The organism is Paracidovorax wautersii (genome assembly GCF_900113035.1).
Taxonomy (GTDB): Bacteria; Pseudomonadota; Gammaproteobacteria; order Burkholderiales; family Burkholderiaceae_C; genus Paracidovorax; species Paracidovorax wautersii.
In genome coordinates this window covers 80210-93320 of sequence record NZ_FONX01000005.1, presented here as the reverse complement: position 1 = coordinate 93320, position 13111 = coordinate 80210, and the positions used below count along the sequence as shown (strand labels likewise).

Below are 13111 nucleotides of genomic sequence, written 5' to 3'. Positions count from 1 at the left end.
CGGCGTCACTGGGCCTTGATCCCGCGCTCGCGCACCAGCCGGCCGATGCGGACCTTGTCGTCCTGGATGCGCGCATCGACGTCCGCGGCGGTCGAGGGCCGGGCCTGCAGGCCGCGCGCGGCCGTCCAGGCCTGCAGGGCCGGCTGGAGCAGCACCTTGGTCAGCGCGGCGTTCATGCGCTCCAGCACCTCGGGCGGCGTGCCGGCCCGGGCGTGGAAGGTATAGGAGGTGGACATCAGCATGTCGGCCGAGCCGCCCGCCTCTGCGATGGTGGGCACCGAAGGCGTCACCGGCAGGCGGGCGGGCGCGCCCACGGCCAGCAGCTTCAGCGAGCCCTTCTGCACGTGGGGCAGCATGGCCTCCACGCCACCCGAGGTGGCCTGCACCTGCCCGCCCAGCATGGCGGGCAGCACCTCGGCCAGCGCCTTGTAGGGCACGTGCAGGAACTGCACGCCGGTGCCTGCCTGCAGCAGTTCCATGTTCAGGTGCATGACGCTGCCCACGCCGCCGGTGCCGAAAGTGACCTGGCCGGGATGGGCCTTGGCGTAGGCGATGAACGAGCGGAAGTCGTTGGCCGGCACGTCCCGCGCCACCACCAGGTAGAGCGCCACGTCGGCCACGTTGCCGACCGACACCAGATCGCGCGCCGGATCGAAGGGCAGCGGGTAGAGCAAGGGGTTCACGGCGAGCGTGAGCCGGTCCACCAGCAGGAAGGTGTAGCCGTCCGCCGGCGCCTTCACGACCTCGCCCGTGCCGATGACGGCATTGGCGCCCGGCTTGTTCTCCACGATCACGCTGGTGCCCAACTCTTTGGACACGCCCTCGGCCACCAGCCGCGCCATCACGTCGGGCCCGGTGCCCGGCGGATAGGGCACGACGATGCGGATCGGCCGCGCAGGCCAGCCGGAGCCGGCCGCAGCGGACGCCTGGCCGGCCGCCATCAGCAGCGCCATCAAGACCCACACACCTCGCAGCAGCATCTTTCGCATCACTCGGCTCCTTGTCCAACGGACCTACGGCGCGCCTGCATGGCCGCATTTCGCGGCATCCGCAGCACCTTTATTTTTTGCAACTTTATCGTTTAAACGAAATTTAGCAATGAATTTTCTGAAAATCTTTGAAGCTCAGTGCCTGATTGGCAAACCAAGGCCGTGGCCGGCTCCTCGCGTTTTCGACGGGAAGCCGCAGGCGCCCGGCGCCTCAAGGCCGGGTCTGCGAACTTCGGGAAAGGAGCCCGCCGGGAGCGGGCTCCCAAGGGACATGGCGTGCGCCTGCCGGTCGCCCGGCGGGCAGCGGCAAGCTCTGCGGGGACCCGGCGGATCGGATCGCCTGCAGCCCCGCCTGTGGGGACGGCCCGGGAGCAGCGCGGCAGGCTCCAAGGCACCGCGCAGGCTCCCGGTTCCGGCGCGCCGCGCTCAGAGCGTCTTCAGGCCTTCGCCGAACACTTCGAGCGCCTTGAAGAGCAGCGAGCGGGGAATCGTGAGCGAGGGCATCACCCGCATCACGTTGCCGTAGCGCCCGCAGGGAACCATCATCACGCCGTGGGTCAGCACGTAGCCCATGAGCTGGCCCATCTTCTCGCGGCCCAGCGGCTCCTTGGTGGCGGCGTCTTCGACCAGCTCGATGCCGATCATCAGACCACGGCCGCGCACTTCGCCGATGTACGGGCTGTTCAGCTTGCGGAGGTAGTCCTGGGCTTCCAGGCCCAGCGCGTGGGCGCGGTCGATCAGGCCCAGGGCCGGGTCCTGCAGCAGTGCGATGTTGGTCAGCGCCACGGCGGCGGAGACGGAGTTGGCGGCGAAGGTGTTGGGCGCAGAGCCGTCCGGGATCTTCGCGGCCAGATCGGAGCGCATCACCAGGCCGGCCATGGGCACGTCGCCGCCCACGCCCTTGCCGAAGGTCAGCATGTCGGGCTTGACGCCCGAATGCTCCACCGCCCACATCTTGCCGGTGCGCCCGGCGCCGGCCTGCACCTCGTCCACGATCAGCAGCGCGCCGCTCTTGTCGCAGGCCTTGCGCAGCAGCTGCAGGAATTCGGGGGACGGCGGCACGTAGCCGCCCTCGCCCTGCACCGGCTCCACGATCACGGCGGCCACGTCGTCGGCGGCCGTGTAGGGCGTGTTCAGCAGGTAGTCCACGTATTCGCCCGCGATCTGCTCGGCGCTCTTGTGCGTGGTGTCGAACGGAAAGCGGTAGGCATAGGGATAGGGGGCGTGGATCACGCCGCCCATGAACGGGCCGTAGCCCTTGCGGTAGGCCGTGCCGGTGGTGAGCGCCACCGATGCGTTCCACACGCCGTGATAGCCGCCGTGGAAGGCCACGATCTGGTGCCGGCCGGTGACGCGCTTGGCGAACTTCACGGCCGCCTCCAGCGCATCGCTGCCGCTCTGGGTGAAGAAGGTCACGCAGTCGCCGCGCAGGCCCTCGGGCATGATTTCAGACAGCTTGGCGGCCAGTTCGGTGCGGCGGGTGCTGTTGACTTCCATCGAATGGGCCAGCACGCCGGCCTGGGCGCGGATCGCCTCCACCACCTTGGGATGGCAGCGGCCCACGCTGCTCACGCCCACGCCGGCCGACAGGTCGATGTAGGTGTTGCCGTCCGGGTCCTTGAAGGTCACGCCCAGGGCCTGGTCGATGACCACCGGGGCGCGGCCGGCGCCGCGCGCCATCGATTCGGTACGGGCCGACAGCTCCAGCGCGGCGGCCGATTTCGGGCCGGGGAAGTCGGCGGACACCATGCGCGGTGCATCGGGGAAATTCAGGGCTTCCAGTTCGGTTTCAGTCACGGCCATACCTTTTCGTTCAGTCGATTGCATGAGGGCGGAAGCGAAGGCGCTGCAGGCAATCCCTGGCAGCCCGGAGCCGGGCCGCCGCCGGGAATGTTGTCCAGCGCCCTCGGGTGCAGTCGATGGTCGTGGAGATTGCCGCGGCTCGGTAGCCCGAATCGGCAAGGGGTCGGCAGGGCCGCAAGCCACCCCTGCGGAAGGCTCTTCAGAGCCTGAAAACGAGCACCGCCTGCTCCATCTGCCCGGCCTGCGACTTGAGCGCTTCGGTGGCCGCGGCCGCCTCTTCCACCAGGGCCGCGTTCTGCTGGGTGACCTGGTCCATCGTGCCGATGGCCTGGCTCAGCTCGCCGATGCCCGCGCTCTGCTGCGCGGTCGCCGTGCTGATCTCGTGCGCGATGCGCGATACCTCCTGGATGCGCTGGACCATGGTCTGCATGGCCTGGCCGGCCTGCGCGGCGCGCTGGCTGCCGGCCTCCGCCTGGCGCACCGATTCGGCGATGAGGCCCTTGATGTCCCGCGCCGCCACGGCCGAGCGCTGCGCGAGCGCGCGCACCTCCTGGGCGACCACGGAAAAGCCCCGTCCCTGCTCACCCGCACGGGCCGCCTCCACCGCCGCGTTCAGCGCCAGCAGATTGGTCTGGAACGCCAGCCCGTCGATGACGCCGGTGATGTCGGCGATCCGGCGCGAGGCGCCGTCGATGTCGCCCATGGTCGTGACGACCTCGCCCACCAGCCGCCCGCCATCGACGGCGAATTCCGCCGTCTCGGCCGCCAGTTCGCTGGCATGGCGCGCGCTGTCGGCGTTCTGCCGCACGGCCGTGCTCCACTGCTCGACCGAGGCCGCCGTCTGCTGCAGGGCGCTGGCCTGCTCCTCCGTGCGCGAGGAAAGATCCTGGTTGCCGTCGGCGATCTGGCTGGAGGTGAGCGACACGGTCTGCGCCTGTTCGCGCACCCCCGCCACCAGCTCGGTCAGGCGCCGCTGCATGGCGGCCAGCGCGGCCATCAGGCTCGCCTCGTCGCCGGCGCGCACCGGCACCACGGTGGTCAGGTCGCCGGCCGCCACGCTCTGCGCCAGCGCCACGGCGCGGGCGGGCTCGCCGCCCAGCGGCCGCAGCACCAGCCGCTCCAGCAGCCAGGCGAGGCCGGCCATCACCACCACCAGGCTCGCCAGGGCCAGCACCAGCGCCACGTGCCGCAGCCGGACGACGGGCGCGAGCAGTTCGTCGTCGGGCACCGTCACCGCCAGCGACCAGGGGGTGCGGGTGTCGCCCACGCGCAGCGGGGCGTAGATGCGGGTCATGGCCTGGCCGGTGGCGGGATCGGTCCAGCGCACGGTGAGCGGCTGGCCGGCCTGGATGGCGGCCTTGGCGCCGGCCTGCATGCCGCCCGCCTCCACGTCCTGCCCCAGGAGTTCGCGGTGCGGGTCGCCGATGATCTCGCCGGCATGCGAGACCAGGGTGGCGTAGCCGCTGCCGTAGAGGCGGATGGCCGCCACGGCGGCCTGCACGTCGGCCACGGCGATGTCCAGGCCGGCCACGCCGACGACCTGCCCCGCCACGCGGATCGGCACAGACACGCTGGTGACCCGCACCTTCGTGCCGCCGATCTCGTAGTCGTAGGGGTCGAAGAACATCTCCTCGCCCGTGCGCACGGCTTCCAGGTAGAAGTCGCCCGCACCGGGCTCGTCGTAGCCCTTGGTGGGCTCCAGGTGGAAAGTGCCCCCGCTGCGGTACCAGTAGGGCACGAAGCGCCCGCTGCGGTCGTGGCCTGGGGTGTTGGCGAACTCGGCATCGCGGCCGTCGAAGGCATTGGGCTCCCAGGTGGTGGAAAGGCCCAGCAGCGTGGGGTTGCCTTCCAGCACGGCGCGCAGTTGGGCGTTGGCGATGTCCCGGTCGGGCTTGCGCGCGGCCCGCAGGCCGCCCAGCGACTGGGCCGTCGCCCGCAGCGTCTGCAGCGCCTGGTTGAAGGGCCGGCCCAGCCGGTCGGCCTCGGCGCGGGCCAGCTGCTCGGCGTACATCAGCGCGGTGTCGCGCTGGGCCTGGCTGGCCTGCTGGGTCAGCAGCGCCACCGTGGCGAGAAAGCCCGCGCCGACCAGCGCGAAAGTGGCAAGCAGCACCTGCAGGCGCAGGCTGAGTCTTCTGGGGTGCACGATGGAGTCCTCGAAAAGCCCGGTGGATGCGCAAGGCGCACCGGGCTCTTCCGGGGCCGCCATGGCGAAGCGGCCCGCGGGGGGCATCCCGACTGTCCTGGCCTCTCCCGGATCAGCCTATCCCCGTGTTGGCCAGGGCAGTAGCCGATTTCGGCATCTCCCGCACAGCGCCCGCCGGGGCGCCCTCCATCGCAGCGCGCCGCCCTACTGCTGGGCGATGCGCGCCGTCAGCTCGTTCGCCGCATCGACGACCAGCTTGCAGAGGAAGGACTCCTGGAAGGCCTTGAAGCGCTCGCTGCGCCCCACCAGCGTGATGCTGCCCAGCACGCGCTGCTTCTCGTCGAAGATGGGCGCGGCCAGGCCCGAGCGGCCGGGGTGCAGCTCGCTTTCGCTGATGCAGTAGCCCAGCTTGCGGATGGCCAGCAGGCTCTTGGAGAACTGCTTCCACTCCAGCCCCAGGTGCTGCAGCTCGGGGCGGAAGGCGTGGGCGTCGTAGATGCGGCGGATCTGGCGCGGCAGCAGATAGGCCAGCACCACCTTCGCCGTGGCGCTGTGGAAGAGGTCGATGGGCCGCCCCCGGCCGCCGCCGGCCGGCCCGCCGTCGGGGCCGCGCTGCACCAGCACGGTCACGACCGAGTCGCCATACCACTCGCTGATCAGCGCATCGAGCCCGGTTTCGGCCACCAGCTTGTCCACCAGGTCGCGCCCGCGCACCAGCACCGGGTCGTAGGCGCTCATCTGGTGCTCCAGCGCGATGATGCGCGGCCCAAGCGCATAGCCCCGCGAGAGGCGCACCAGCAGGCCCACGTCGCCCAGCTCGCGCAGGTAGCGGTAGGCGCTGGCCGAGGTGTAGCCCAGTTCCTTGCAGATGGTTTCCACGTCGATCACGGGCTGATCGGGGCGAAAAAGATCCAGGACATCGAGCATTCGGCGCAGGCTGTTCATTGGCGGGAGCGTGAGGAGACCGTGAAAGACATGCTGCCTGAAGGCGCAGCAAGAGCCAGAAGCCGGCACTGCAATGCTGCCGGCGATGGCTGCCATTCTCCACGACTCCGGCATGCGGACAACCGCTCGCAGCCGGCTTCACGTCACTCCCGCGCCGCCTCGCCGTCTTCGAGCCGCATCAAGGGCCTTGACAGGAAACCCGCCAGGATGACCACCGTGCCCAGCGTGCCCGTGACCACGAACAGCCAGCGCACGCCCAGCCATTCGCCCAGCGGCGAGGCCAGCGCCAGCCCCAGGGGCGACGCCAGTCCCTCGACCATGTGCAGCAGCGAGAGCACACGCCCCTGCAGCTGATGCGGCACGATGGTCTGCAGCAGCGCGGTGAGCGGCGCATGGCCCAGCGCGAAGGCGATGCCGCTCACCGTCCACCACAGCACGGCCACCGCGAACAGCCGGCTCGGCGCCAGCGCGGTGAGCGCCATGGCCAGGCACGACAGCGCCAGCCCCCAGAGCACCCAGGGCATCTGCCGGCGCGGCGCCACCGCCGCCACCAGCAGGCCGCCCAGCACCATGCCCCCGCCGGCCAGGCCCTCCATCCAGGCCACGTCCATCGCGCCCCCACCGAAGTGCGTCTTGACCAGCAAGGGCACCAGGGTGAAGGTGGGCATCACCACCAGCATGGCCGCGCCCAGCAGCGCATAGAGCCGCCGCAGTCCGGGCGACCGCCACACGGTCTGCACGCCTTCGCGCAGCTCATGCCCGATGCCGGTGGGCGCACCCGGCGCCCGGCGGGGCTGCGGTATGCGCAGGAACAGCAGCGGCGTGATGCCCAGCACCACGGTGACCACGTCGATGCCCAGGGCCCAGCCCATGGGCAGCAGCGAGACCGCCAGCGCGCCCAGCGGCGCAGCCGCCACCAGCGTGAGACTCTGCATCATCTGATTGAGCCCTGCCGCACGCGGCAGGAAGTGCCGGGGCACCAGCATGGCGACGCTGGCCGAGGCGGCCGGCAGCTGGAAGGCCTGCATGGCGCTGCGCACCGCCATCATCGAATAGGCATGCCAGAGCTCGATGCGGCCGCTGAGGAACAGCGCGATCAGCACGCACATGCAGAGCGCGCTCACCGCATCCGCCGCGATCATCAGCAGGCGCCGGCTCCAGCGGTCGGCCAGCGTGCCGCCCAGCGGGCTCAGCAACGCCTGGGGCAGCAGCGCCGCCAGGCCCGCGAAGGCCAGCGAGGCAACGCTGCCCGTGGTGTCCGTGATCCACCACAGCAGCACGAACTGGCTGAGCGCCGAGCCGATCAGCGAGAACGCCTGGCCGCCGAAGACCAGGCCGAAGCGCCATGCCCAGCCCGGCCCCGGATCGGGCGCCTCGGGCGGCGCGGCGCCCTGCGCCGGCAGCGGCACCGTCATGGCGTGCGCCCCGCAAGCGGGCCGCGCTGGAGATCGGCGGCCTGGTCGGACAGGCCGCCACCCAGCGCCTTGTAGAGCGCGACGGCATTGCCGATCTCGGCGCGCCGCAGCTCCAGCAGCGTCTGCCGGGCGGCATAGCCCTGGCGCTGGGCGTCCAGCAGTTCGAGCCGGCCGTCCAGGCCGGCGCGGTAGCGCAGGTCCGACAGCGCCAGCCGGCGCTCGGCGCTGCGCAGCACCTGCGACTGCGCCTCGATCTGCTGCCGGTAGGTCGCGCTGCCCGCCAGCCCGTCCGCCACCTCGCGGAAGGCGGCCTGGATGGCCTTTTCATAGGCGACGACGGCTTCGGACTTGCGCACCTCGGCCAGCCGCAGCTCGCCGCGCAGCCGCCCTGCCTGGAACAGCGGCTGGCTGATCTGCGGAGCGAAGCGCCAGCTGCGCGAGCCGGCATCGAACAGCCCGCCCAGCGTGGGGCTCGCGAAGCCCAGCGACGCGGTGAGCGATAGCTGCGGGAAGAACGCGGCGCGCGCCGCGCCGATGTCGGCATTGGCGGCCCGCAGCAGCTGCTCGGCCTGGGCGATGTCGGGCCGTACCTGCAGCAGATCCGAAGGCAGGCCCGCCGGCAACCGCGTGAGCACCGCCGGCGCGGCCAGCGTCAGGCCCTCGGGCAGATCGGCAGGCAGCGAGGGCATGCCGACCAGCAGTTGCAGGGCATTGCCGGCCTGGGCCTGGGCCCGCTGGCGCGCCTGCCAGTCCGCCTGGGCCGTGGCGACCTGGCCCTCGGCCTGGGCCAGATCCAGCCCGCCGCGCTGGCCGGCCTGGGCCCGCAGCTGCACGAGCCGCAGCGATTGCGCCCAGTCCGCCAGGGTCTGCTCGGCCAGGCGGGACTGCTCCAGCGCGAGCCGTTCGGCGTAATAGGCATCGGCCACCGCGCCCACCAGCGCCAGCTGCGCCGCCAGCCGGCCCTGTTCACTGGCCAGGTAGCGCGCCAGCGCCGCGTCGGAAGAGGCGCGCAGGCGGCCGAAGAGGTCGATCTCGAAGGCGCTGATACCCAGGCCCACCGCGTGTCGCGTGCCGACGCCGGCCCCGGTGCCCGCAGTGCCGCCGCCCTGACCGGCCGCCCCGCCCCGCTCGCGCGTGCTGGAGGCCTCGGCCGCCACGCGCGGCCACTGGTTCGATTGCTGGATGCGGTATTGCGCGCCCACGGCCTCCACGTTCAGCGCGGCCAGGTGCAGATCCTTGTTGTGCTCCAGCGCCAGTTCGATCAGGCGCTGCAGCCGCGGGTCGCCGAACATGGTCTTCCAGCCGATATCGGCGGCGGGCAGCCGGCCCGGCGCCTCGCCGGCCTGGGCGTAGGCCGCAGGCACTGGCGGTGGCGGGGTCTGCAGGGCGGGCGTGAGCGAGCAGCCCGCCAGCGAGGCCAGCAGCGCGGAAAGGGAAAGGCAAGCAATCCGGCGCATGGTCATGCCTCCTTCTCGGGACCCGGCAGCGCCAGGGGTGCGGCCGCCCTGCGCGCCCAGCGTTCCTGCAAGCCCACCACCAGCACGAAGAAGACGGGCACGAAGAACACGGCCAGCACCGTGGCGGTGACGATGCCGCCGAACACGCCCGTGCCGATGGCCTGCTGCGTCTCGCGGCTGGCGCCCGTGGCCAGCATCAGCGGCACCACGCCCAGCGCGAAGGCCAGCGAGGTCATCAGGATGGGCCGCAGCCGCAGGCGCGCCGCCGTCACGGCCGCATCGACCAGGCCGTGGCCCTGCTCGCGCAGCTGCTTGGCGAATTCGACGATGAGAATCGCGTTCTTGGCCGATAGGCCGATCACGGTGATGAGCCCCACCTTGAAGAACACGTCGTTGGGCATGCCGCGCAGCAGCACGGCGGCCACCGCGCCGACCAGGCCCAGCGGCACGACGAGCATCACGGCCGCGGGGATCGACCAGCTCTCGTAGAGCGCGGCCAGCACCAGGAACACCACCAGCATCGACAGCGCCAGCAGCAGCGGCGCCTGCGCGGCCGACTGCCTCTCCTGCAGCGACTGGCCCGTCCAGCCGATGGCGAAGCCCTTGGGCAGCTGCTGCGCGAGCCGCTCCATCTCGGCCATGGCCGCGCCGCTGGCGACGCCCGGCGCCGCCGAGCCGGTGATGCGCGCCGCCGGATAGCCCTGGTAGCGCGCCAGCTGCAGCGGCGTTTCGGTCCAGACGGGCGTGACCATCTCGCCCAGCCGGGCCATGGCGCTGCCTGCGCCGGGCACGGGCAGCTGCAGCACATCCTGCAGCTGCATGCGCGCCGGGGCGTCGGCCTGCACGATGACCTGCTGCATGCGCCCGCGGTTGGGAAAGTCGTTCACGTAGAGCGAGCCCAGCGCCGCGGAGAGCGTGTCGCTGATGGCGCTGAACGGCACGCCCAGCGCTGCGGCCTTGCCCCGGTCGATGTCCAGCCGCACGCTGGCGCCCGAGGGCAGCCCGTCGGCATAGACCTGGGTCAGCAGCTTGCTCTGCGCCGCCAGCTCGATCAGCCGGGCCTGCGCGGCCAGCAGCGCCGCCTGACCCTGGCCGGCACGGTCCAGCAGCCGCAGGGTGAAGCCCGACGAGGTGCCCAGCTCGTCGATGGCCGGCGGCATCAGCACCATGATCTCGCCTTCGCGCACGCGCTGCATGGCGTGCTGGGCGCGGGCGACCTCGTCCTGCGCCGTGGCGCCATCCCGCTGGTTCCAGTCCTTGAGCATGGTGAAGGCCTGCGCCGAATTGGGCCCCGAGCCGGAGAAGCCGAAGCCGATCACCGTCTGGTTGGTGGCGATGCCGGGGCGCGCGGCCACGTAGGCCTCGTAGTCCTTCACCACGGACAAGGTGCGCTCCATGGTGGCATCGGCCGGCAGCTGGAACGAGGTCATGAAGTAGCCCTGGTCTTCCTCGGGCAGAAAGGCCGATGGCAGCCGCAGGAAGGCCCAGCCCAGCACGGCCAAGATGGCGGCGAAGCCCAGCATCACCCGACCCGGCCGGCGCAGCAGCGCGCCCACGCCCGCGCCGTAGCGATCGGTCAGGCGGGCGAAGCCCCGGTTGAAGCGGCCGAAGACGCCGCGCTTTTCATGGTGGCCGGGCTGCACGGGCTTGAGCAGCGTGGCGCACAGCGCGGGCGTGAGCGTGAGCGCCAGGAAGGCCGAGAACAGGATGGACGTGGCCATGGAGAGCGCGAACTGCTGGTAGATGACCCCCACCGATCCGCTGGCGAACGCCATGGGGATGAACACCGCCGTGAGCACCAGGGTGATGCCCACCACCGCGCCCGTGATCTCGCGCATGGCCTTGATCGTGGCCTCCTGCGGGCCCAGGCCCTCGGCCGCCATCAGCCGCTCGACGTTCTCGACCACCACGATGGCGTCGTCCACGATGATGCCGATGGCCAGCACCATGCCGAACATGGTCAGCACGTTGATCGAAAAGCCCGCCACCTGCATGACCGCGAAGGTGCCCAGCAGCGCGATGGGCGCGACGATGGCGGGAATGAGCGTGTAGCGCACGTCCTGCAGGAAGACGTACATCACGATGAACACCAGCGCCATGGCCTCCAGCAGCGTCTGGATCACCTTCTCGATGGAGATCTTCACGAACGGAGCCGTGTCGAACGGCGTGGTGTAGCGCATGCCGGCGGGCAGCGTGGCGCCCAGCTCGGCCAGCCGGGCCTGCACCGCCTCGGCCGTGCGCACCGCATTGGCGCCGGGCGAGAGCTGCACGGCGGCGCCGGCCGAGGCCCGGCCGTCGTCCCGCGTGGCGAAGCCGTAGGACTGCGCACCCAGCTCCACGCGCGCCATGTCGCCCAGCAGCACCCGGGAGCCGTCGCGGCCCGAGCGCAGCACCACCGCCGCGAACTGCTCGGGCGTGGACAGCTGGCCCTGCACCGTGAGCGGAATGCTCACCCGCTGGCCGGGCAAGGTGGGCGAATCGCCCACGCGGCCGGGCGCGATCTGCGCGTTCTGCTGCGCGAGCGCCGTGGAAAGGTCGCTCATCGACAGCCCGTAGCCCTGCAGCCTGGCCGGGTCCACCCAGATGCGCATGGCCTGCTCGGCGCCGAAGAGCTGCACGCGGCCCACGCCCTCGATGCGGCGCAGCTCCTCCACGCCGTGGCGGGCCAGGTAGTCGCTCAGCTCCAGCTCGCTGTGGCGGCCGTCGTCGGACACCAGGCTCACGATCATCAGGAAGCTGGAGGTCGAAGATTCCACGCTCAGCCCGTTCTGGCGCACGGCCTGGGGCAGCCGCGCCTCGATGGCCTTGAGGCGGTTCTGCACGTCCACCTGGGCCAGCTCGGGCTGGGTGCCGGGCTTGAAGGTGGCGGAGATCTGCGCGGAGCCGGAGGTGTCCACCGACGACTCGAAATACAGCAGATGCTTTACGCTGGAGAGCTCGCGCTCGATCAGGCTCACGACCGAATCGTTCATGGCCTGCGGCGTGGCGCCGGGATAGGTCGCATACACGGTGACGGCCGGCGGCGCGACCGAGGGGTAGCGGGCGATGGGCAGCTGCGGCAAGGCGATCAGGCCCAGCAGCACGATGAACGCGGCCACCACCCAGGCGAAGACGGGCCGGCGTATGAAGAATTGAGGCATCGGGGTTTCCTGCTTCGGGGGGCCTCAGCGGGCCGCGGTCGCTGCGTTTTCCGAGGCGGCCACGGTGGGGGCATGCCAGGGCTGCGGCGCCACGGCCGTGCCGGCGGCAAGGCGCTCGGCGCCCTCCACCACCACGCGCTGGCCGGCCTGCAGGCCGCCCACCACGCGCCAGTTCTGGCCGACGGCCTCGCCCAGCTGCACGGGCAGCAGCCGGGCCACGTCGCCCTGGGCGCCCTTCTCCACCGTCCACACCTGCGCCTGGCCGGCGGAGCGCTTCACGGCCTGCTGCGGCACCAGCAGCGCCTGCTCGTAGCGGCCCTTGACCAGCTGCGCGCGCACGAACATGCCCGGCAGCAGCAATCGCCCGGGGTTGTCCACCAGGATGCGCAGCAGCACGTCGCCCGTGGCCGGGTCCACGTTGATGGCGGAAAACAGCACCTGCCCGCGCATGGGGTACGGGCGGCCGTCTGCGCGCAGCAGCGTGACGGGCGGGCTGGCGCCCAGCGTCCGCAGCGCCTCCAGCGCTGCGGCGGGCTGGCGCACGTCCACATACACCTTGTCGATCTGCTGGATGCGGGCCATGGGCGTGGCATCGGCCGCGCCCACCAGCGCGCCCTCGCTGACCAGGGCCTGGTCGATGCGGCCGGCGATGGGCGCATCGACGCGGGCGAAGCGCAGGTCCAGCCGGCGGCGCGCCAGGCTGGCCTCGGCCTGCGCCACTTCCGCTGCGGCCTGCTCGCGCTGCGCGACGGCGTCTTCGTATTCCTGGTGGCTCACGGCCTCGGCCTGCATCAGCGGCTTGAGCCGCTCGGCCTGCGCCACGGCCCGGCGCCACGCGGCCTGGCTGCGCTGCAGCGCGGCTGCGGCCATGTCCGCATCGGCCTTGAAAGGCGCGGCGTTGATCTGAAAGAGCGGCTGGCCCGCAGCCACGTCCGCGCCCTGCTCGAACAGGCGGCGCTGCACGATGCCGCCCACCTGGGCGCGGATCTCCGCCGAGCGCAGGGCGGCCACGCGGCCGGGCAGCTCCTCGTGCACCGTCACCGCCTGCGGCTGCAGGACCAGCGCGGAAACGCGCACCGGCTCCGGCGGTGCCGCCGGCTCCTGGGCCGGGCTGCAGGCAGCCATCGCCAGCGCCGCTGCGCAGGCCAGTCCATATCCCATTCGTCGTCGCGTCGTCATGGCGTCCACCCTCTCGTGCATGCGTGCACCGGAACTCTCG

8 protein-coding genes are annotated in these 13111 nt (G+C 71.6%); all 8 read right to left on the bottom strand.

Translation table 11 applies throughout. The features are described from left to right. Positions 1–5 precede the first annotated feature (5 nt). The 8 genes from BM070_RS09355 to BM070_RS09320 all read right to left on the bottom strand — a co-directional run bounded on the left by BM070_RS09355 (position 6) and on the right by BM070_RS09320 (position 13071). Positions 6–989, bottom strand: coding sequence for a Bug family tripartite tricarboxylate transporter substrate binding protein (locus tag BM070_RS09355; protein WP_092939323.1), 984 nt, complete (start codon positions 987–989; stop codon positions 6–8). A gap of 426 nt (positions 990–1415) precedes the next feature. Further along, the gene (locus tag BM070_RS09350; protein WP_245785163.1) at positions 1416–2792 is read right to left on the bottom strand and encodes an aspartate aminotransferase family protein; all 1377 of its coding nucleotides are present in this window, start codon (positions 2790–2792) and stop codon (positions 1416–1418) included. A 199-nt stretch (positions 2793–2991) separates the two neighbouring features. Continuing rightward, positions 2992–4935 carry a methyl-accepting chemotaxis protein gene (locus BM070_RS09345; protein WP_175518463.1) on the bottom strand — a complete coding sequence of 648 codons (1944 nt, stop codon included), beginning with the start codon at positions 4933–4935 and terminating at the stop codon, positions 2992–2994. Between the two features lie 204 nt (positions 4936–5139). Beyond that, positions 5140–5862, bottom strand: a complete 723-nt coding sequence (locus BM070_RS09340; protein WP_217648941.1) for an IclR family transcriptional regulator — start codon at positions 5860–5862, stop codon at positions 5140–5142. 161 nt (positions 5863–6023) lie between these two features. Continuing rightward, on the bottom strand, positions 6024–7295 hold the full coding sequence (locus BM070_RS09335; protein ID WP_092939320.1) for an MFS transporter: 1272 nt from the start codon (positions 7293–7295) through the stop codon (positions 6024–6026). Next, complete coding sequence (locus BM070_RS09330) at positions 7292–8752, bottom strand: efflux transporter outer membrane subunit (protein WP_092939544.1); 1461 nt, start codon at positions 8750–8752, stop codon at positions 7292–7294. The genes BM070_RS09335 and BM070_RS09330 overlap by 4 nt, the downstream gene beginning before the upstream one ends. A 2-nt stretch (positions 8753–8754) precedes the next feature. Continuing rightward, positions 8755–11892 (bottom strand): multidrug efflux RND transporter permease subunit, encoded by a 3138-nt coding sequence (locus BM070_RS09325; RefSeq protein WP_092939319.1) that lies wholly within the window; start codon positions 11890–11892, stop codon positions 8755–8757. Between the two features lie 24 nt (positions 11893–11916). Further along, positions 11917–13071, bottom strand: a complete 1155-nt coding sequence (locus BM070_RS09320; protein ID WP_092939543.1) for an efflux RND transporter periplasmic adaptor subunit — start codon at positions 13069–13071, stop codon at positions 11917–11919. Positions 13072–13111 lie beyond the last annotated feature (40 nt).

Bases quoted from the DNA above. Each gene is read 5' to 3' on its own strand.
- BM070_RS09355 (WP_092939323.1), bottom strand. From the start codon at position 989: ATGCGAAAGATGCTGCTGCGAGGTGTGTGGGTCTTGATGGCGCTGCTG.
- BM070_RS09325 (WP_092939319.1), bottom strand. From the start codon at position 11,892: ATGCCTCAATTCTTCATACGCCGGCCCGTCTTCGCCTGGGTGGTGGCC.
- BM070_RS09320 (WP_092939543.1), bottom strand. From the start codon at position 13,071: ATGACGACGCGACGACGAATGGGATATGGACTGGCCTGCGCAGCGGCG.
- BM070_RS09335 (WP_092939320.1), bottom strand. From the start codon at position 7,295: ATGACGGTGCCGCTGCCGGCGCAGGGCGCCGCGCCGCCCGAGGCGCCC.
- BM070_RS09350 (WP_245785163.1), bottom strand. From the start codon at position 2,792: ATGGCCGTGACTGAAACCGAACTGGAAGCCCTGAATTTCCCCGATGCA.
- BM070_RS09330 (WP_092939544.1), bottom strand. From the start codon at position 8,752: ATGCGCCGGATTGCTTGCCTTTCCCTTTCCGCGCTGCTGGCCTCGCTG.
- BM070_RS09340 (WP_217648941.1), bottom strand. From the start codon at position 5,862: ATGCTCGATGTCCTGGATCTTTTTCGCCCCGATCAGCCCGTGATCGAC.